This window comes from Mesobacillus maritimus (assembly GCF_019749255.1).
Taxonomy (GTDB): Bacteria; Bacillota; Bacilli; order Bacillales; family Cytobacillaceae; genus Mesobacillus_B; species Mesobacillus_B maritimus_A.
Window position 1 is genome coordinate 109908 of the sequence record NZ_JACWFH010000001.1, and the last position, 21197, is coordinate 131104.

The 21197-nt window shown below is 39.1% G+C and carries 18 protein-coding genes; 15 read left to right on the forward strand and 3 right to left on the reverse strand.

All coding sequences use genetic code 11. The features are described from left to right. Nucleotides 1-99: 99 nt before the first annotated feature. Nucleotides 100-918: a Cof-type HAD-IIB family hydrolase gene (locus tag H0185_RS00560; protein WP_221870158.1), complete on the reverse strand. Its 819-nt coding sequence runs from the start codon at nucleotides 916-918 to the stop codon at nucleotides 100-102. 381 nt (nucleotides 919-1299) lie between these two features. On the opposite strand from H0185_RS00560, the gene H0185_RS00565 reads away from it, so the two are divergent. From H0185_RS00565 to H0185_RS00575, 3 genes are all read left to right on the forward strand, one after another. Then, the gene (locus H0185_RS00565) at nucleotides 1300-1611 is read left to right on the forward strand and encodes a metal-sulfur cluster assembly factor (RefSeq protein WP_221870160.1); all 312 of its coding nucleotides are present in this window, start codon (nucleotides 1300-1302) and stop codon (nucleotides 1609-1611) included. Nucleotides 1612-1815: 204 nt separating this feature from the next. Further along, nucleotides 1816-3111 (forward strand): MFS transporter, encoded by a 1296-nt coding sequence (locus H0185_RS00570; RefSeq protein WP_221870162.1) that lies wholly within the window; start codon nucleotides 1816-1818, stop codon nucleotides 3109-3111. Between the two features lie 222 nt (nucleotides 3112-3333). Beyond that, nucleotides 3334-4464 (forward strand): TIGR04053 family radical SAM/SPASM domain-containing protein, encoded by a 1131-nt coding sequence (locus H0185_RS00575; RefSeq protein ID WP_221870164.1) that lies wholly within the window; start codon nucleotides 3334-3336, stop codon nucleotides 4462-4464. Between the two features lie 99 nt (nucleotides 4465-4563). Here the strand turns inward: H0185_RS00575 and H0185_RS00580 are convergent, their stop codons facing one another. Further along, the gene (locus H0185_RS00580) at nucleotides 4564-5262 is read right to left on the reverse strand and encodes a Crp/Fnr family transcriptional regulator (RefSeq protein ID WP_425515800.1); all 699 of its coding nucleotides are present in this window, start codon (nucleotides 5260-5262) and stop codon (nucleotides 4564-4566) included. A gap of 444 nt (nucleotides 5263-5706) precedes the next feature. Here H0185_RS00580 and moaA point away from each other — a divergent pair, with 444 nt between their 5' ends. Beyond that, entirely contained in the window at nucleotides 5707-6723 is a 1017-nt protein-coding gene (gene moaA / locus H0185_RS00585; RefSeq protein WP_221870166.1) for a GTP 3',8-cyclase MoaA, read from the forward strand. Nucleotides 6724-7137: 414 nt separating this feature from the next. Here moaA and ric read toward each other — a convergent pair whose 3' ends face one another. Then, a complete protein-coding gene (gene ric, locus H0185_RS00590) occupies nucleotides 7138-7839 on the reverse strand; it encodes an iron-sulfur cluster repair di-iron protein (RefSeq protein WP_221870168.1) in 702 nt (233 codons plus the stop codon). A 229-nt stretch (nucleotides 7840-8068) separates the two neighbouring features. Here ric and H0185_RS00595 point away from each other — a divergent pair, with 229 nt between their 5' ends. The 11 genes from H0185_RS00595 to argF all read left to right on the forward strand — a co-directional run bounded on the left by H0185_RS00595 (nucleotide 8069) and on the right by argF (nucleotide 21046). Continuing rightward, entirely contained in the window at nucleotides 8069-9334 is a 1266-nt protein-coding gene (locus H0185_RS00595) for a molybdopterin molybdotransferase MoeA (RefSeq protein ID WP_221870300.1), read from the forward strand. After that, a complete protein-coding gene (gene mobB / locus H0185_RS00600) occupies nucleotides 9328-9876 on the forward strand; it encodes a molybdopterin-guanine dinucleotide biosynthesis protein B (RefSeq protein ID WP_221870170.1) in 549 nt (182 codons plus the stop codon). The genes H0185_RS00595 and mobB overlap by 7 nt, the downstream gene beginning before the upstream one ends. A gap of 122 nt (nucleotides 9877-9998) precedes the next feature. Beyond that, on the forward strand, nucleotides 9999-10418 hold the full coding sequence (locus tag H0185_RS00605) for a respiratory nitrate reductase subunit gamma (protein WP_221870173.1): 420 nt from the start codon (nucleotides 9999-10001) through the stop codon (nucleotides 10416-10418). A gap of 273 nt (nucleotides 10419-10691) precedes the next feature. Beyond that, nucleotides 10692-11417, forward strand: coding sequence for a YwiC-like family protein (locus tag H0185_RS00610; RefSeq protein ID WP_343223056.1), 726 nt, complete (start codon nucleotides 10692-10694; stop codon nucleotides 11415-11417). 199 nt (nucleotides 11418-11616) lie between these two features. Beyond that, on the forward strand, nucleotides 11617-12651 hold the full coding sequence (gene argC, locus H0185_RS00615) for an N-acetyl-gamma-glutamyl-phosphate reductase (RefSeq protein ID WP_221870177.1): 1035 nt from the start codon (nucleotides 11617-11619) through the stop codon (nucleotides 12649-12651). A gap of 10 nt (nucleotides 12652-12661) precedes the next feature. Beyond that, nucleotides 12662-13897, forward strand: coding sequence for a bifunctional ornithine acetyltransferase/N-acetylglutamate synthase (argJ, locus tag H0185_RS00620; RefSeq protein ID WP_246628937.1), 1236 nt, complete (start codon nucleotides 12662-12664; stop codon nucleotides 13895-13897). Between the two features lie 9 nt (nucleotides 13898-13906). Then, on the forward strand, nucleotides 13907-14677 hold the full coding sequence (argB, locus tag H0185_RS00625) for an acetylglutamate kinase (RefSeq protein WP_221870179.1): 771 nt from the start codon (nucleotides 13907-13909) through the stop codon (nucleotides 14675-14677). Next, a complete protein-coding gene (gene argD, locus H0185_RS00630) occupies nucleotides 14677-15834 on the forward strand; it encodes an acetylornithine transaminase (protein ID WP_246628938.1) in 1158 nt (385 codons plus the stop codon). The genes argB and argD overlap by 1 nt, the downstream gene beginning before the upstream one ends. A gap of 73 nt (nucleotides 15835-15907) precedes the next feature. After that, a complete protein-coding gene (locus H0185_RS00635; protein ID WP_221870181.1) occupies nucleotides 15908-16987 on the forward strand; it encodes a carbamoyl phosphate synthase small subunit in 1080 nt (359 codons plus the stop codon). After that, nucleotides 16980-20093: a carbamoyl-phosphate synthase (glutamine-hydrolyzing) large subunit gene (gene carB, locus H0185_RS00640; protein WP_221870183.1), complete on the forward strand. Its 3114-nt coding sequence runs from the start codon at nucleotides 16980-16982 to the stop codon at nucleotides 20091-20093. The genes H0185_RS00635 and carB overlap by 8 nt, the downstream gene beginning before the upstream one ends. Then, nucleotides 20090-21046, forward strand: a complete 957-nt coding sequence (gene argF, locus H0185_RS00645) for an ornithine carbamoyltransferase (RefSeq protein WP_221870185.1) — start codon at nucleotides 20090-20092, stop codon at nucleotides 21044-21046. The genes carB and argF overlap by 4 nt, the downstream gene beginning before the upstream one ends. Nucleotides 21047-21197: the final 151 nt, after the last annotated feature.

A 21197-nucleotide genomic window follows, 5' to 3' on the forward strand; every position in this document is an offset into this window, starting at 1 on the left:
GCTACGAAACAGGCAAAGGAATCCTGCTTCCTTTTTAGTATGCTCTAGACATCCGGGATTAGTACAACAGTCATTTTCCTATTAATGCATGTATAATTTCTAAATGGTTTTAAGGTTTAAATAATCGTTTAAGTAAACACCGACACCATCTTCTTCATTTGTAAGAGTGACTTCATTGGCGATATTTTTCACCGCAGAAATCCCATTTCCCATCGCAATCCCTTTTCCAGCATATTCTAGCATGTCAAGGTCATTATCCTCATCACCAAAGGCGATAATGCGACTAGACGGAATATTAAAGTAGTCAGCGGCTTTCTTCAACCCAACAGCTTTGTTTAAACCATATTTAACAATTTCAATAACGTGAAACGGAGCAGCCCAACTACGATGATCAATGACCTCAGCATGGACATCAGATAAGTGGCTGCGAATTTTAGCAAGCTGATCTTCTTCGGTATGAATGAGCATACTCGTTGGCGATTGTGTCAGGAATTTTCGTAAATCCCCTGTTGTGATGGAAGGTTCACCGAGATTAAAAATATCAATGAGCTTCTCGTCATGATAGTGAAAGTAAACATCATCGATTACTTCCGCGATGATGTTATGAAATTTAAAAGAGTCTAATGCTTCCACAATATCTTTTGCAACATCAATTGAGAGCGGGGAATGGTGTACACCCCATTGATGATTTTTTGGATGATGCACAAAAGCTCCATTAAAATTTACAATAGGGGTATCAAGTCCTAATTCACGGTAATACATTTCACTAGAGCGAAAAGGCCGTCCAGTTGCAATCATAACAATATGCCCTTCCTCACGGGCTTTTTGTAAAACGCGTTTATTTTTTTCGGATATCTTTTTGTTGTCTGTAAGTAATGTTCCATCTAAGTCTAAGGCAATTAAATGTTTTTCAGTCATAAGAGCTCCTTTTTTTAGCTTTTGTCATTATTCTATAGGTGTAAGGTGTATTGTATGTATAATAAGAGGACATGATTTGTGGTGAAAAACTTATGCACTCCATTTTACATTTTTTTCTTTGAAAAATCATTTGGAACAACTTTCTTCGAATGAAATTAAGTTATCTTTTTTATTACTTAGGGCAAACATATATCTTAAGTCTAAATCACTTAGCTGAATTAGCCAAATGAAACAGGTTCATATAGCGGTTTTCAGGTTTTTTGAGAGAAGAGTAATTCCCATATCAATTTATAAAAGAGGCTGTGAAAGTGAAAAGGCTGTAAAAGGATGAAAAAACTGTTAAGATATTAGGGACAGAAGTATTAAAAGGAGTGAGTCGTTTTGGATCAGGATCTGAAAGATAGCATCATGGGTGCATTAGAAATGGTAGTTGACCCTGAACTTGGAGTGGATATTGTTAATCTTGGCCTCGTGTATGATGTTGAGATAAATGAAGAGGGCTTATTGACTGTTACGATGACATTGACTTCAATGGGATGTCCACTAGCAGGAACAATTGTTGACCAAGTAAAACACGCAATGTCCGACCTTCCTGAAGTGAAGGATACAGAAGTGAATATCGTTTTCAACCCACCTTGGTCAAAAGATATGATGTCACGTTACGCTAAAATTGCACTTGGGGTTAGGGATTAATCTACAATATAGGCTAAACGTCTGAACGAATGTTCAGGCGTTTTTTTTATTTAAGTAAGGTAAATTTGTGGCTAAATTTTGTCGACACTTGTTACAAAATTGTGTACTGTTACCGAGGTGTGCTCCAAATGAATATGCCCCATGTTAATATGATTTCAATCACAGAAATGATGTTTATATGAAACCTACAGGGGGTATATTAAAATGGCTAGAATCACTACATGGAACCCAGAGGATAAAGGATTCTGGGAAGCGGAGGGCAAAGCACACGCTCAACGAAATCTTTGGATTTCAGTCCCGTCCTTGATGATGGCTTTTATTATTTGGCAAATATGGTCAGTTGTTGCAATTCGTTTAAATGATATTGGTTTTGCTTTTTCACAGGAGCAGTTGTTTACTTTAGCTGCGCTTCCGGGTTTGGTGGGAGCAACGCTTCGATTTGTTTATACATTTGGAACAGGAGCATTTGGTGGCCGTAACTGGACGGTCTTTGCAACGGGTATCCTTCTGGTACCAGCACTTGGAATTGGTTTTGCTGTACAAAATCCTGAAACACCTTTTTGGGTGATGGCGTTACTTGCAGCTCTATGTGGGCTAGGTGGAGGAAACTTTTCTTCTTCTACTTCAAATATTTCGATGTTCTTTCCAAAGGCTGCAAAAGGGACTGCATTAGGAATTAATGGCGGTTTAGGAAATATGGGAGTTTCAGTAGTTCAGTTCGTCACTCCATTAGTCGTTGCAAGTAGCACATTTGCTTTTATCGGTGGGAACACCGATGGTCAAATACTACCTGATGGAACGCAAGTATGGCTTCAAAATGCTGCTTTTGTATGGGTTATCCCAATTGTCATTTTGACTGTTGCTGCTTACTTTGGAATGGATAATTTACCGGGTGCAAAGCAATCTGTATCGCAGCAATTTGTTGTTTTGAAAAGAAAGCATACTTGGGTTATGACTGTTTTGTATGTTGCTACTTTCGGATCATTTATTGGTTATAGTGCGGCCTTCCCGTTAGTCTTAAAGAATCTTTTTCCTGAATATATCAGTCTTGCTTGGATTGGAGCATTCTTAGCGGCAGCTGCTCGACCAGTAGGTGGTTGGCTATCTGATAAATTCGGCGGCGTTTTAGTAACGTCTATTACCTTATCTATTATGTCTATAGGTGCATTAGTTGTAATCTACTTTACCAATGCAGCGAACTTTGCGGGATTCCTTACTGCATTCCTACTCTTGTTTATCGCCGCAGGTATGGGCTCAGGATCCACGTTCCAAATGATTCCTAATATTTTCTCAGCAAAAGAATCAGCACCAGTTTTAGGGATTACCGCTGCCTTTGCTGCTTACGGATCATTCCTAATTCCAAAGTTATTTGGCTGGTCTACTGACAACTTTGGAACACCGATTAATGCTTTATATATTTTCGTCGCTATTTATGTCTTATCCATTGCAATTAACTGGTACTATTATCAGCGTAAAAACGCTGAAGTGAAAATTAAATAATTCTTTATAAAATGGATCAGGAACGTTTGTCCCTGATTCTTTTTATTTGAATTAAAATGACCAGAAGGATTCTTTCATTACAGTACAACATTACAAAGTTGAGCGAAGACTTCACAAAACTGTCAAAAGGTGTTTTTTTACTGTGAGGAACCTCACTTAACACTATGGAGAAGTTATTTATACTTTACCTTATAAAAGATAATCTATAGGGGGCCATAAGAGATGTTTTCAAGAGATTTTAATCAAGATCCGTTTATTGTCATATGGGAATTAACAAGGGCCTGCCAGTTAAAGTGTCTACACTGCCGTGCAGAGGCTCAATATAGACGTGACCCTAGGGAGCTAAGCTTTGAAGAAGGAAAAGCGTTAATCGATCAAATATATGAAATGAATAATCCTATGCTTGTTTTTACCGGTGGGGACCCTCTAATGAGAGAAGACGTTTTTGATATTGCTGCATATGCGGTAGAAAAAGGGGTTCGTGTTTCCATGACTCCGAGTGCTACTCCAAATGTAACGAAGGAAGCCATTGAGAAGGCAAAGGATGTAGGACTTTCCAGATGGGCGTTTAGTCTTGATGGTCCAACTGCTGAGATTCATGACCATTTTCGTGGTACGGCAGGATCATTTGATTTGACGATGGAAAGAATTAAGTATTTACATGAGTTAGAAATTCCAATTCAAATCAATACGGTTATCTCTAGATATAATTATGATTATCTAGATGAAATGGCAAAACTGATTGAAGAGTTGGACTGTGTGTTATGGAGTGTGTTCTTCCTAGTTCCGACCGGAAGAGGGCAGGAAAAGGATATGATTACTCCTGCTGAACACGAAAAAGTATTTATTTGGTTATATGAACTAAGTAAAAAAGTGAAATTTGATATTAAAACAACTGCAGCACAACATTATCGTCGTGTTGTCATTCAAAATAAAATGCGTGAGGCAAAAGAGCAGCCTGAAGATATTAAATATCTTGATGCTTTAACACAGCAAGGTTTAACAGGGTCTATTGATGGATTGGGACGAGCCCCTAAAGGGGTAAATGATGGCAATGGATTTGTGTTTATTTCACATATTGGCGATGTGTATCCAAGTGGGTTGCTTCCAGTTAAAGCAGGAAATGTGAGAGAAACACCACTTGCTGAAATCTATCGTGAATCACCAATCTTTAAATCGTTGAGAAATCCTGATGAATATAAAGGCAAATGTGGTCAATGTGAATTTAGATACGTATGTGGAGGATCACGCTCTAGAGCTTACGCCATGACAGGGGATTACCTTGAGAGCGAACCGTTCTGTGTGTATATTCCAAAATCAATGAGAAAACAAAAAGCAAGACAAGAATCATAAGTAAAAGGGGAAATGCAACTACTGCAGGTTCCCCTTTTTAAATAATCGTACTTTGTAAAACGAAAGAAAAAGAGTGGAACCGTTATAAGGGCTCCACTCCTATTCAATGCTACAAAAGACAGCCGGGCAATTTTCACAGCCAATTTCGGTTTTTAAAAACTCTAAATCATGAACAATAATTTTCCCTTTTTTAATAGAAATGATTTGTTCGCGTTTTAGATCATTGAGTATTCGATTTGTGCTTTCGCGTGATGTTCCACAAAAGTTTGCAAGTTCTTGGTTGGTTAGAGGAAGGTCAATTAAAATCCCATCCTTTTGATGGATACCGTAACTGTTTGTCATTCGAATTAAGGTTGAAAACAGCGCTCCTTTTTTACCATTAAGAACAAGATCTCGAAATTTTGTTTGTGTTTTACGGAAATGATCACTCATCCATTTCATAAATTCGAAAGCGAGTGAGGGGTTTTGAAAGATCTCTTTTTCCAAAACTTCTTTTTTTATGCTGACGATTTCAGCGTCCTCGAGTAGGAGGGCACTTAGTAAGTACTTTGGAGACTCTGTAAATAAAGTAAGCTCACCACAAATGTCATTTTCTCCACAAATACGGAGGGCGAGTTCACGTCCGTCTTGCGTTACTTTACTAATTTGGACTTTTCCTGAAAGAATGAGGTATAGCTCATTTGCCTCCATTCCTTCTTGGAAAAGGTAAGTCCCTTTCTTAGCCTGTATTGTTCTATCTGCAAATTTTAGTAATTCTTTTATTTCAATGGAATGTGTTGCTTTTTTTAGTTGAGGCATGCTCATCCATCCTTTAGTCCATTTATCTTTCTTGTTCATAATAATAACATTCGTATAGTGGAAAATCCGTGTTGCAGCGCACTTGTTGAAAAATCGTCACGATTTTTCAGTGAGATTGTTCACACTTTCGTAATAAATGGTGGAACCTTTGTTCTCTAAGACCCTCTAAACTGGAGGCGCCTCCATTTTTTAATAGTAAAATAGTCAAAAATAAACCTTTGAAATTTTAGTTTCCTTATACTTTGGAACTTATGACAACCTCATGACATTTTAAGCTATTTGCACTATGACTGTAGTTTTTATGATTCAATATATAGTATCATTGATAATAGGATGAATATCATTAATGAGTACTTTTGAATGAGGTATTAGAATACGATCATTATAATAGTTTGTTATTCCTTCATTAGGAACGGGCAAAACTTCATTATGGAGTTGATATAGATGAGTAGACAATTAGTTAAAGATAAATTAGATCGACCGATGCGTGATTTGCGCATATCCGTGATTGATCGTTGTAATTTCCGCTGCACGTACTGTATGCCAGCTGATATCTTTGGACCGGACTTTGCCTTTCTTCCTAAAAGTGAACTCTTGTCATATGAGGAGATTGAACGAGTAGCAAAAGTTTTTGTTAGCCTGGGTGTCGAAAAAATTAGACTAACAGGTGGAGAGCCGCTTATGCGTAAGGATCTCCCAATTCTCGTCGAAAAACTATCCGTTATAGAAGGATTGTCCGATATAGCCTTAACGACCAATGGCGTTATGCTCCCGAAGCTTGCTGCCCCATTAAAAGCAGCTGGATTAAAGCGAGTAAATATTAGTTTAGATACGTTAAATGACGAATTATTTGGTCAAATTAATGGCCGTGGGGTTAAAACTGGTCCCGTTTTAACAGGAATTAGAGCGGCCAAGGAAGCAGGTCTTGGCGTAAAAATAAACATGGTTGTGAAAAAGGGCTTAAATGATCAAGAAATCCTTCCAATGGCTGAGTTTTGCAAAAACGAAGGGCTTGAACTACGGTTTATTGAGTATATGGATGTCGGCAGTACGAATGGCTGGAAAATGGACGACGTCATTACCAAAAAAGAAATATATGAGATGTTGAAGGAAAATTATGAGCTTGAACATACTGGCGCAGCTTATTTTGGCGAAGTGGCGAAAAGGTATCGCTATAAAGGAACAGATGTACATGTAGGATTTATTTCATCTGTTTCAGAATCATTCTGTTCTAGCTGCACAAGATCAAGACTGTCGGCAAACGGTCAGATATTCACTTGTCTTTTCAATGGAAATGGTCACGATCTACGTGATTTCATGAGAACTGGTGTAAGTGACGAGGAATTAAGAGAAAAGGTTGCTAGGATTTGGAATAATCGTGGAGACCGTTACTCTGACGAAAGAACAGCGGAAACCATAGCGAACCGTAAAAAAATTGAAATGTCTTATATCGGTGGATGATATCCAATTTAAAAGGTTAGACTCTTGTGCGTTAGTATAGAGTTCTAACCTTTTTGTGCTACGTAGAAACAGTTGTTGTGTTACTCTCCATGCCTATACTAGGTGGAAAACAAAGAGTATGGGAAGGGGTGAGCTCAATGCCCATACTAAGTAGGAAACAAAGAGTATGGGAGACGAGAAATTTTATTGCCCAAATCAGGTAAAAAATTGATTATAGGTAATGATGCATTTTTCAAATTGAAATGTTCAATGCCAAATCAAATCACACTTTTTATAATAGAAAAAACACACGTCATTTCCTAATTGGAAATTTGCCGTGTGTTGATTAAAATTTGAGTAAATCAAGAACCTGTCCTAGCCTTGTCTACTGTATGTTATATTTTTTCTGATTTTATCTTATGTTTTATTAAACTGTTACATTACAAAATAACGAGGGAATAAAATATTATTTTCTAAGTGAACATGCATGAAAGTGTGTTCTTCAAGCATTTCAAGACGCTTGTAAACTAGGCGATATGTTCCACAAGCATCCATTGGTGGATTAAAGTCAGATGTAACATCACGTAGTTCTTTTAGAATTGCACCAGCATGGTCATGTTCTTTTTCAAGTTCGCGAATCTCATCAAGAATTTCCTCGCGGTTTGGTAAATCAGGGTTATCTAATGAAAGCAGGTTAGGGAATACAGTCGCATCTTCTTTTGCAGTATGCTCAAGTAATTCATTTTTCAATTCATAGAAAAGATCGTGCATTTTAATTAGTTCTGGATGATTAGCTCCATGAACACGAGCAACCTTTGTTACGTAGGGGCTCATTAGCTTAAGCTCTTCTTCAAGTGTACGGTGGTATTGGTCTTGGATATGCTTAACTAATACAGAAGATTCTGTTTGAGTCCAGAACTCCATATCTTCAGCAGAATTGGCGTTTTTTTCATATAGATCACCTAATTCAACCATAAGCGCTTCAACATTGACTGCCTTTTCTTCTGCTGCCTCTGTTAACGGAATGCTGCCGCCGCAACAAAAGTCGATACGATTCTTTTTAAAGATATCACTTGATTTAGGAAATAGGTTTACAATGTCTCTTACTAATGTATGTTCATTAAATGGAAGTTGCATGTATGTTTTCCTCCTTAAGAAATCCAATATTGTTTACAAATTAATCATAAAGGAAATGGTTTTAATAGTAGGTGATATGAATCACACCTTGAAGAAAATATTAAAAGAGATAATGTGGGGGCTAGCCGAGAATTTGTGATATTTGTCATGTTGTGAGTCCTTATTTATTCTTATAATAATATAATAGAATTACTAGGTTTAATTGCCCAGATACTAGGAGCTGAAAATGATGCTAGAGAAACGAACACCGATTCAAATTGGAGAAGCGGTAAATAGAATTATGAAGTTTAAAAAGAATGGAACCACTGAGTGGGTTTCAATAAATGAAAGTTATGGAAGATTCTTGTCTGAAGACTTAAGAGCCACAAGTGACGTGCCTCATTTTGATCGAGCTCCATACGATGGGTATGCGATTCGAGCTATCGACACGAGCAAGGCTTCTCAATCCACTCCCGTTACATTTGAAGTTGTCGACCATATCGGTGCAGGGATGTTAACTGACAAAGAGCTTGGACCATTTCAAGCCGTGAGAATTATGACTGGTGCCCAGATGCCAATAGGGGCGGATGCAGTAGTTATGCTTGAGCTAACGAAGGAAGCCAGTCAAGAAGATAAAAAATATATGAGTGTTAAAAAGGTACATAAAAAAGGCGAGAATGTCTCCTACCGCGGGGAAGATGCAAAAGAAGGGGAAGTGCTAGTCAGTAAGGGGACGTTTATTAACCCTGGTATTCAAGCAATGCTAGCTACATTTGGGTTTGCTAAGGTACCGGTAGCCAAAAAGCCAATAGTTGGTCTCTATGCAACGGGAACCGAGTTACTTGAGGTACATGAGCCCCTTGAGCCAGGTAAAATAAGAAATAGCAATTCCTATATGATAGCCGCTCAAATTCAAAGAGTTGGAGCGGAGGTCCGTTACTTTGGTCAACTTCCAGATGATTTTGACACCTGTTTTGAGGCGGTTGCCAGTGCGATTGGAGAAGTCGATATTTTTATCACAACTGGTGGCGTCTCTGTCGGGGATTTTGATTACTTGCCACAAATATATGAAAAGCTCGGTGCGGAAGTTCTATTCAATAAAGTAGCCATGCGGCCGGGCAGTGTTACAACTGTCGCACACCTTGATGGGAAGCTGTTATTTGGTCTCTCAGGGAATCCATCAGCTTGTTATGTAGGTTTTGAACTTTTTGCTAGGCCAATTCTTAGGACAATGTTAAGTATAGACATGCCGCATCTTCGAAAGGAAAAGGCTATACTACATGCAGATTTCCCAAAAGCCAATCCATTTACGCGGTTTGTAAGAAGTGCATTGACCATTGAAGACGGAAGGCTGGTTGTTACTCCGAGTGGTTTAGATAAGTCGAATATTATCATGAGCCTTGCCGGAGCCAATTCCTTAATGATTTTACCGGGCGGTACGAGAGGGTTTGAACATGGAGTAGAAGTAGATGTGCTTTTACTTGAAGATCAGACAGGCAGCAAATGGCCATGGTAAAACCAGTTCTATTTCAGCTGGTGGGTTACCAAAATAGTGGGAAAACGACTACGATGTATGAAGTCATTCATAGGCTTTCAACTAAAGGTTATAAAATTGTTACAATAAAACACCATGGTCACGGTGGCAAACCAGATATGGTTGAAAATAAAGATTCAGCTCGGCATGTAAATGCAGGAGCCTTAGCTTCGATCATTGAAGGGGAGGGAAGGGTTCTTTTACAGGCTGAAAAGCCTAACTGGAGCTTAGCGGAACAGATTCATCTAGCTTCTGCTTTGAGCCCGGATACAATCCTGATTGAAGGTCATAAGCATGAAGTCTTTCCTAAGGGTGTTCTGCTACGGGATGAAGGAGATTTGCACCTGCTTAAAGAGCTAACCAATATAAAAATCATCCTATGCCGGCAACCAGAATTGGCCAACATGCTTCAAAGGGACTTACCCTATCCGGTCTATTCCGAAGTTGAAGGTTTTTACTCTTGGATCATTAAGTATGTAGAGACAACAGTTTCTTGTTTTAATAACGCTAATCCATCAGACTAATAAAGTAAAAAAAAATTCGTATTTTAGACAAACAAGCGATATTTCTCACTGTGTTTTCACTGCTAACTAGTTAAGATAAATAGGTAAATGTACCTGTTTTAATATGTGGCAGAGGTGAAAAGATGGGAATGTATCAAATGGTGTGGATCGTTTTTCCTTATACAGTGATGGCTATTGTTGGGATGGGACTTATTTGGCAATTGCAAACTCCAAACGGTGGAAAGACAAAGACAACTACAGAAAGAATCCTTTCAGGATCACTAAAGTGGTTGCTTGTTTTATGTACCTTGACTGGGCTGGTGGTTATTCACCTTTATGATGAAATTGCTCAGTTGTTTTTATGGTTTCTAAGCTTTGTACAGTTACACCCAGATATGAGATTAATAAATGATATCTCATTATTATCACAAGTGCACATCGTGATTATCTTTTTGTTTTTGCTTAGTCTGTCCTTCTCTAATAAAATAGGCTACATTTCCAAACCACATTTATATATAAAAGAATTGCTATTAAAGCTTAACTTAGTTAAAAGGCATCTATAAGATGTCTTTTTCTTATATCGAGAAAAATACCTTGAGAATTGTCAAGCTGCAGCGCCAAGTCCTTGGGTCATAAGCCACCCCTTGAATTGAAGGTGAAGAACGCCTTCTATTCAGTTGCATCTAGACTTACGGCCTAACCAAGGTGCTGCTGCTTTTCGTTTTTGACGATTTCGTGACTTCACAATCCTTGCTGCTCTTAAATGTGACAAGTTTCACTTAATAGTATTGCTGTGTGTCTTATAGTAAGAATAGAAATGTAGGGGAGTGATGATTGTGAAGTTATTTATACCGAAGCAGCATGGTGCATGGGCTATGTTAATCATCCCGTTCTGGCTTGGTGCCGCAGCTACAGAAATTGTATGGCAGCATATTCCGTTCTTCCTCGGATGGCTTTTATTATACTTAGCAACGTATCCCATGCTACTTTTATTTAAAAAGAAAAACATTCCTTTCTATCGTAAGTGGACGATTATTTATTTAGTCCCTGCACTCGCCTTTCTAATGGTCCCGTTATTTACTATGCCGACTATTGTTTACTTTGGTCTAGCGATGCTCCCGTTCTTTGCGGTTAATACTTACTATTCAAGGAAGAAAAACGAAAGAGCCTTAATGAATGACCTTAGCGCGATTATAAATTTTAGTATTGCAGGCCTTGCAAGTAGTTATCTTGCAAGTGGCAACCTAACACTCGAAGCTTTGTTGGTTTTTTTCTCCTCAATTCTTTTCTTTGTTGGCAGTACCTTGTATGTAAAGACGATGGTACGTGAAAAGAAAAATATTCGTTACAAATATATATCATGGATTTACCATGCTGTGGTGTTAATTCTATGGATAATTATTGGCGAGTGGATTGTAGCCCTTGCTTTCATACCAAGTTTAATCAGAGCCTTTGTATTGTATGGAAATCCTTTGGGAATGATGAAACTTGGTGTGTATGAAATTGTAAACGCAGCACTATTTTTTATCATCATGCTTTTTCCAATCATCCTGTATAGTTGAACACGGCGAACAGCCGTGTTTTTTTGTCTTTTCATTTAAACTTCTAGCTTGTAAATATGGTTCTTTTTTCTAAAAAAGTTTGCGGAATTTTACGAAATTGGTTGCGTTTCTGAGGTGGAGTTCTTATAATAAAAAGAACTGAAATTAATAAATATAAAAATAAATGGTTATTTATACAATAATCGGAAGGGGGAGTAGAGTGAAGGTTGCGGTTATCGGCACAACAGGATATGGTGGGGGCGAATTAATTAGGATATTACATAATCATCCTATATTCCGCATTCACTCCATTCACTCAACTAGGGAAGAAATGCCAATTACAGAGGAATTTCCTCATCTCGAAAATATATTTGAAGACTCTTTGAAAAAGGTAGATTCAGAGAAAATTGCTGAGGATGCAGATTTAGTTTTTCTAGCGACGCCATCTGGTGTTTCAGGAAAACTAGCGCAACAATTCTACGGCAAAGACATCCAGATTGTTGATTTATCTGGAGACCTTCGAATTAAAAGCGCAGAGGAATATCAAAAATGGTATAAACACGACTGTGTCAATGAAGAAACCTTAGCTGATGCAGTTTATGGACTAAGTGAGTGGAATCGTGAAAATATAATAAATGCTAGACTGCTAGCTAACCCGGGGTGCTATCCAACTGCCGCTTTACTTGGCCTTGGTCCAGTGGTAGCAGCAGGATTAATTGAACCCACAGGAATCATAATTGACGGGAAATCAGGCGTTTCTGGAGCAGGAAAATCACTCTCAAAAACAACTGCCTTTGCGGAAATGAATGATAATTTTAGAATTTATAAGGTGAATCAGCATCAGCATATTCCGGAAATAGAACAGCAACTCAAATTATGGGATGGTCACATTACCCCAGTTACCTTCAGTACACATTTAATCCCGATTACAAGGGGGATTATGACGACCGCCTACGTTCAACTTAAAAAGGAACTTACTACCGCTGAAGTGATCGAACTTTACCAGGAAACTTATTTGAATCACCCATTCGTTAGAGTGCGAAAAGAAAACCAATATCCATCTGTTAAAGAAGTTTGTGGTTCTAACTTTTGTGATATTGGACTCAATGTTGATCAACGAACAGGGCGCCTTACCATTGTTTCTGTAATTGATAATCTAATGAAAGGTGCTGCTGGGCAGGCGGTACAGAATGCCAATTTAATGAACGGAATCGATGAAAAGGCAGGATTGAACTTTATTCCAATCTATCCTTAAGGAGGACACGATGAAACAGGCACTGACAGAAAAGAAGATGATTAGAAAAATCGATGCAGGTGGTGTATTAAGTCCAAAAGGTTTTCGTGCTGGTGGGGTTCATGCTGGTCTTAGATATAGCAAATTAGATGTTGGAATCATTCTAAGCGAAACCCCGGCTAATTGTGCGGCAGTCTATACAACGAGTGCTTTTCAAGCGGCCCCAATAATCGTGACAAAGGATAGTATTTCCAAGGAAGGGTTAATTCAAGCCGTCATTGTAAATAGTGCCTGCGCCAACGCCTGTACCGGCCAACAAGGGTTGGATGATGCGTATAAAATGAGATCTTTGACCTCTAAAGCCTTTAATATAGCAGAGCATCACATTGCTGTAGCATCTACTGGTGTCATTGGAGAGTTTCTGCAAATGGATAAAATTGAGACAGGAATCCAAGCGTTAAATCCTGGTCTGTTAGCGGAGAACGCAGAGGAGTTCCAGACGGCAATTCTTACAACTGATACAGTGATGAAGAGCAGTTGTTATCAGGCAGAAATTGATGGTAAGCCTGTCTCTGTCGGTGGAGCTGCCAAGGGTTCGGGGATGATTCATCCCAATATGGCCACGATGCTAGGCTTCATTACAACCGATGCAAATATCTCATCAGAACATTTAAGCGTTGCTTTAAAAGAGTTAACAGACGTCACTTTTAATCAAATTACAGTGGACGGAGATACATCTACAAACGACATGGTTCTCGTAATGGCTAATGGCCATGCAGGGAATGAGCCGTTATCTCCGGAACATCCAGAGTGGCCAATTTTTATCCAGCTATTAAAAGAAAACTGTGAAAGCCTTGCAAAACAGATTGCTAGAGATGGAGAAGGGGCAACCAAGCTAGTGGAGGTTTCCGTTATCGGTGCAGTCTCAAATGAAGAGGCTAGAGCTGTTGCAAAGCAAATCGTTGGATCCAACCTAGTGAAAACGGCCATTTATGGTGCAGATGCAAACTGGGGAAGAATAATAGGTGCTGTAGGTCAGGCAAATGCCTTTGTCAATCCGGATACAGTTGACATTAAACTCGGTTCAATGGAATTGTTGCAAGCAAGCAATCCACTGATTTATTCCGAGGAACAGGCTAAAGCGTACTTGGAGCAAGAGAAAATCGAAATTACCGTAAACCTTAATGTCGGCTCAGGATCTGGAATGGCTTGGGGCTGTGACCTTAGCTATGATTATGTCAAAATCAATGCAAGCTATCGAACATAGGAGGTTACTATGAAATCGATTGTACTCAAATGCGGTGGTAGTGTACTTGATGAGTTATCACCAGCATTTTTTGAAGCCATTCATTCTTTAAAAAAGAATGGTTATAAACCAGTTATTGTCCATGGTGGTGGTCCGGCAATCAATACAATGCTCGACCTCTATAAGATAGATTCAAAGTTTCATAATGGGCTTAGAGTAACATGTGACAAGACAATGGAAGTCGTTGAAATGGTCCTTTCAGGTAAAACAAACCGACAGCTTGTTAGCCTGTTAGCAGAAGGTGGATTAAATGCGATTGGACTGAATGGAAGCGACGGAGGGTGCCTCGTTGCGGATTTTATCAACAAAGAAGACCTTGGGTTTGTTGGTACTGTTACGATGGTAAATAAGGAAATCATAAATAAATTAATCGATTCAGATTTAATTCCGGTTATTACTCCAATAGGGGCAACAGAAGACGGCGAGCGATTAAATATTAATGCAGATTATGCAGCAGCTGCAGTTGCAAAAGCAATAGATGCAGAACGCTGTATATTTGTAACAAATGTAGAAGGAATCTTAATTAACGGGGAGCTTATTGAAGAAACTTCTACTACTGAAATCCAAGAATATATTTCTGATGGACATATCTACGGTGGAATGATTCCAAAAGTAGAATCAGCAATTTCAGCTCTGGATAAAGGAATAAATCAGGTTATGATTGTTTCCGGGAAAAAGGCCTTTTATCAACAAGGAGGATGGACTGGAACGGCAATAACCAATAAAGAGAGGGTTAAATAATGAGCCATTTATTTCCGACCTATAGCCGTTGGGAAATAGAACCAGCTAGCGCTAAAGGAACAAAGATTACGGCAGTGGATGGGAAAGAGTATCTTGATTTCACTTCAGGAATTGGTGTTTGCAACTTGGGGCATTGCCATCCACATATCGAGCAGGCCGTTACAGAACAACTGAAAAAGTTCTGGCATGTGTCTAATCTCTTTCCACAATCAATGCAGGAAAAAGCTGCAAAGCTCCTAGCAGATGCAGCAGGGTTAGATTTAGTTTTCTTTGCAAACAGTGGTGCGGAAGCAAATGAGGCTGCACTAAAGCTTGCACGGAAAGCAACGAACCGATCGAAGATTATTTCATTTAACAATTCATTCCATGGGCGGACATTTGGTTCGATGGCAGTAACGGGTCAAGATAAGATAAAAAACGGTTTTGGACCAATGCTTGAGACCTTTATCCATTTGCCTTTTAATCAGGTGGAGGCATTCTTAAAAGAAATAGATCAGAATACCGCAGCAGTTGTGCTAGAGGTTGTCCAAGGTGAGGGTGGAATTAACGTTGCAACTTCTGAGTTTCTGAAGGTTATCGAAAAAGCATGTAAAGACAATGGCACATTGCTCATTATTGATGAAATTCAAACAGGTATTGGACGTACAGGAAAACCTTTTGCGTTTCAGCATTTCGATATAAAACCGGATATTATTACCGCTGCAAAAGGTTTAGGAAGTGGGTTACCGATTGGTGCAGTGGTCGGAACAGCAGAGCTTCAAGATGCTTTTGGACCAGGAAGTCATGGATCAACATTCGGTGGAAACCCAATAGCCATTGCCGCAGCAGTTGCTACTATGGAAATGATTTTCACTGAACAACTATTAACTGAAACGACAGCGATGGGGCAATATCTATATGACCAACTTGTGACAACCATAAGCAAGATAGATGGTGTTCTAGATATCAGAGGGATGGGGCTGATCCTCGGAATTGAAATATCCGGGAATGTTCCAGAAGTGCTTTCTAGCCTTCGAACAAAAGGGTTAATACTTTTGCCTGCAGGGGAAAAGGTCATTCGCTTACTTCCACCACTTACGATAACAGAGGCTGAAGTGAATCAGGCGATAGGTATACTCGAGTCTACATTAACAAATATAACTTCGGCAGCATTATAGCCGAATATTTTTAGAGATTAAATGAATAATTATTAGGTTGTGTATATAATTATTCGAAAATACGAGGTGAATTATGGACGGTTACTTACATCTAAGTGAAGGGATTTCCTATAAAGGCTCATGGGTAGGGAAACAACCGGATAAGGAAATTAAAGGAGAGGTTGTCTTTTTTACTGGGATGACGGGGTACCAAGAGGTGTTAACGGACCCATCCTATAAAGATCAAATAGTCGTTTTTACTTATCCGTTAATAGGAAATTACGGTATTAATAAAAAGGATGCCGAGAGTCTTGTTCCGCAACCAGCAGCTGTAATTGTATATGAGGCAGAGACCCATTGTTTTCATTATGAATCAGAAATGAGTATGAGTGATTATCTACAAAAATGGAATATTCCTGTTCTGTCCCATATCGATACACGAGCGGTTGTAAAAAGCATTCGAGAACATGGCTCAATGCCAGCAATTCTTTCAGACAAAAAAGAGTTTCTGAAAGACTTTACGCTAAGTCCTGATATGAAGGTAAAACAAGTGTCAATTTCAAAACCGAAAGTTTACGGAGAAGGTTATCCGCATATTGTCCTTTTTGATTTTGGATATAAAAAATCAATCTTAGATAGTCTTTTGAACAAAGGGTGTAAAGTGACGGTCGTCCCATACGATAGTACGTTTGAATATATCCAATCTCTTCAACCTGATGGTGTACTCTTGTCTAATGGACCGGGAGACCCCAAGGAGTTAACAGAAAAACTCCCACAAATTAAGAAGGTTATTGAACATCTTCCTACATTAGGGATTTGTTTAGGCCATCAGTTAGCTGCTCTTGCGCTTGGTGGTGACACCAAAAAAATGCTATTTGGTCATCGGGGGGCCAACCAGCCAGTCTGTGATCATCAAACTGGGAAGGTGTTTATGTCTTCACAAAACCATAGCTATGTTGTTGATGAACAAAGTATTAGTAAAGCGGGTCTTTCTGCACGTTTTATCAATAGTAATGATGGTTCTGTTGAGGGACTATCGCATAAAACATTGCCGCTAGTAACCGTCCAATTTCATCCAGAAGCTCATCCAGGACCGGCAGACAGCGATTTTGTATTTGATGAATTTATCAATCTTGTTGAATCAACGAAGCGGAGAGAAGTGAATTATGCCTAAAGATACTAGCATTCAATCCATCTTAGTTATTGGTTCCGGCCCAATTATTATTGGGCAGGCAGCCGAATTTGATTACGCGGGAACCCAGGCTTGTATTGCTTTAAAAGAAGAAGGATACCGCGTGATTTTGTTAAATAATAATCCAGCCACTGTCATGACCGATCCCGAATTTGCGGATGCGATCTATTTTGAACCAATGACCGTGGAAAGTGTAGAAAAAATTATCAAAAAGGAAAAGCCGGACGGGCTCCTTGCCACACTTGGGGGCCAGGCAGGTTTAAACATGGCTTTTCAGTTGAGTGAACAAGGCATTATTGAGAAATACGGACTAAAAGTACTAGGGACATCGATTGATTCTATTAAGCAAGGTGAAGACCGAGATGCGTTTAGAAGCCTGATGTATAAACTCAATGAGCCAGTTCCAGAGAGTGAAGTGGTCCATAGTGTTGATGAAGCCCTAACGTTTGCAAAAGCTACAGGATATCCCGTTATTGTTAGACCTGCTTATACACTAGGCGGTACGGGTGGTGGCATCGCTCCAACTGAGGAAGACCTTATTAGTTTGGTGACCGGTGGCCTCAATGAAAGCCCGATTCATCAATGCTTAATCGAAAAAAGCATTGCCGGGTACAAAGAAGTTGAGTATGAGATGATGCGGGATGCCAATGGAACATGTATTGCCATATGTAATATGGAAAACTTTGATCCTGTGGGAATCCATACTGGGGATTCGATTGTTGTTGCTCCCTCGCAGACGTTGACAGACCGAGAGTACCAAATGCTTAGATCTGCAGCTGTAAAAATTATATCTGCTCTTGGAATTGTTGGTGGGTGTAATATTCAGTTTGCTCTCGACCCTGAAAGTAAAAATTACTATCTCATCGAAGTAAATCCGCGCGTTAGCCGCTCATCGGCATTGGCATCAAAAGCAACGGGTTATCCGATTGCAAGGATGGCTGCAAAGCTTGCTGTTGGTCATTTGTTATCAGAGTTAAAAAATCCTGTAACGGGAAATACGTATGCAAGTTACGAGCCGGCACTTGATTATGTTGTCGTGAAAATTCCTAAATGGCCTTTTGATAAGTTTCCTGGTATAGAGCGACGCCTAGGTACGCAAATGAAAGCAACTGGGGAAGCAATGGGAATCGATCGGAATTTCGAACGTGCTTTGGTTAAAGCAGTTCGCTCATTAGATATGAATGTTCAGAATTTAACCTTGGCATTATTTGAAGGGAAATCAACTGAGGAATTAAAATCAATTTTAGCTCAACAGTCAGATGAACGACTTTTCGTGATAATGGAATTATTACGTCGTGGCGTAAGCAAAAAGAGCATTCATGATGATACAAAAATTGACCTATTTTTCTTAAATAAGTTAGAAGGTATTATTCAAATTGAAGCCGAAATTGCCAATGAAAATGCTCTTGAGGTGAGTGCTGAAAAATTAGCTTCATATAAAGAGAAAGGTTTCAGTGATGATTATCTTGCAAAGGCATGGAAGATGACCGAAAAGCAGGTTAGAAACCTTAGAAGTAAGCTCGGGGTAAAACCAAGTTATAAAATGGTGGATACTTGTGCTGCAGAATTTGATTCTAGCTCTAATTATTTTTATTCTTGTTATTTTGGGGAAAATGAATCGCCGAAAAGTAGCAAAAGAAAGGTATTAATTGTAGGAAGCGGACCTATTCGCATTGGTCAGGGCGTCGAATTTGACTATTGTTCCGTTCATGGGGTTCTTGCGTTAAAAGAAGAAAACATTGAAACGATTATGATTAACAATAATCCAGAAACAGTAAGCACAGACTTTGCCTTATCTGACCGACTTTATTTTGAACCATTATGCTTAGAAGAAATTCTCGATGTGATTGAAGTAGAAGGAATAGAGGAAGTTATTGTTCAACTCGGAGGACAAACGGCTCTAAACTTAGCAAAAGGCCTAGAGAATCATGGAGTAACATTACTTGGTACAAGTTCGGAAATGATTGATTTATTTGAAGATAGAGATAAGTTTTATCGTCTTCTTGATCGTCTAAACATTCCACGGGTAAAAGGGTTAATTGCTGGTAACCAGCAAGAACTTGTCGATGCTGCAGCTACAATTGGATTTCCTGTTTTAATTCGTCCTTCTTATGTAATTGGTGGTCAGGATATGATGGTCATTGAAAATCAGGAGAAGTTGGAAGCTCATTTAGCTAATAGTATCGTTCAATATCCTGTGCTAATTGACCAATTTTTAGAGGCAAGAGAAGCTGAAATCGACCTTGCCGCGGATGGAACTCATATTATCGTCCCTGCAATCATGGAACATATTGAGAGAACAGGTGTTCACTCTGGTGATAGCTTATCGATGATTCCCGCACAAGGTTTATCTATATCAGTTAAAAAGAAAATTATTGAATATGCATCTCTAATAATCAAGGATACAGGTTATCAGGGATTGATGAATATACAGTATATTATCTCTGGGGAAGAAGTTTATATCCTTGAGGTAAATCCACGTTCAAGTCGAACAATGCCAATTGTAAGCAAAGTGACAGGCGTGCCTCTTGTCAATAAAGCGACAAAAATATTGCTTGGGAAATACAAGATGTCGAAAAATGAATTACCGGTATTTGGTGAAGGACCTAGCCCGTATGTTTGTTTGAAATATCCAGTGTTTTCCAACTTCGCCTTAAGAGGCCTCGATATTAAGACGGGTCCACAAATGATGTCAACTGGTGAAGGAATTAGTATTGGCCAAACAACAGAGGAAGCTTTAAAGAAATACTTTGCTTCATTGTCTACTAAGTTACAGGGAAATAAAATTCTCTTCACAAGTTGTGATCAAACCCTTATTCAAGAAGCGGCTCAGTGTGGCATAGACCTTATTCGTTATGAAGGGGAAATAAATGAGATCGCAACGGAAAACATTGTTGGGGTATTATGCAGTGGAAGTAGCAGTGAAGATGTTTTTCTTCGTCAATGGGCAATTCGCCAACGTAGGCTGATCTTCTCTCAGGAAGAAACCTTTAAGGCTTATCTAAAAGGAATGAAAAATACTGAGTGGAACGTGAAACCAATGGGAGAATGGTTAAACCAAATTGAAAAGGGTGTGGCAGTTAAATGAGTAAGGCTCAGCAATCGACAATCAACAAATTGTCTTTGAAGGGGAAACATTTCCTAACAATCCTTGATTTTTCTACTGAGGAAATTCAATTGCTAATTGATAAGGCGATTGAACTGAAATCGAAAGGACCAGGTCAAAATCCTTTAGCTGGAAAAATTCTCGCAATGATCTTTGAAAAAAATTCGACAAGAACACGGATGTCCTTCGAAGCTGGAATGCTCCAGCTTGGAGGTCATGCGATCTATATGAATAACCAGGATTCCCAGCTAGGGCGTGGGGAAACCATTGCTGATACTGCTCAAGTGTTATCTCAATATGTTAATGCCATAATGATTCGAACTCATGGACATGAACGAGTGGAGGAACTTGCCAATCATTCTACTGTGCCTGTTATAAATGGACTAACGGATTTAGCACATCCATGTCAGGCCATTGCGGATGTTCTTACACTAACAGAAAAGAAGGGTGCTGTCCGGGGATTAAAATTGGCTTATGTAGGGGATGGCAATAATGTTGCTAACTCATTAATGGCTATCTGTGCAAAATTGGGCATCGATTTTGCAATCGCTGCACCTGAGTCCTATTGGCCGGATGAGGAAGTGACTTCTAAGTGCAAAGAAATTGCCGAACAAACAGGCTGTAAAATTACAGTTACCGCTAATCCTGTAGAGGCAGTTCAAAATGCGGATGCGGTTTACGCAGATGTTTGGACGAGTATGGGGCAGGAAGAAGAAAACGAACAGCGCTTAAAAGATTTTCATGAATACCAAATTAATGAGGATCTTGTTAGTCACGCAAAGAAGGATTATCTTTTCATGCATTGCTTACCAGCCCATCGCGAGGAAGAAGTAACTACAGGTGTCATTGACGGACCTAATTCCGTAGTATTTGAGCAAGCAGGCAATCGCCTTCATGCACAAAAGGCATTATTAGTTGAATTATTAAAAGACTAAGCATTAGCACATGAGATTTTTTTATAATCTCATGTGCTTTTTTTATGTGGAAGGATAAATAGACTGGGGTTTACGTGAAAAAGTAAGGGAAATGTGGGTAAAGAAGGTCGGTGCGAATAGAAAGATGATTTGCGTGAATAGAAGGGTGGAA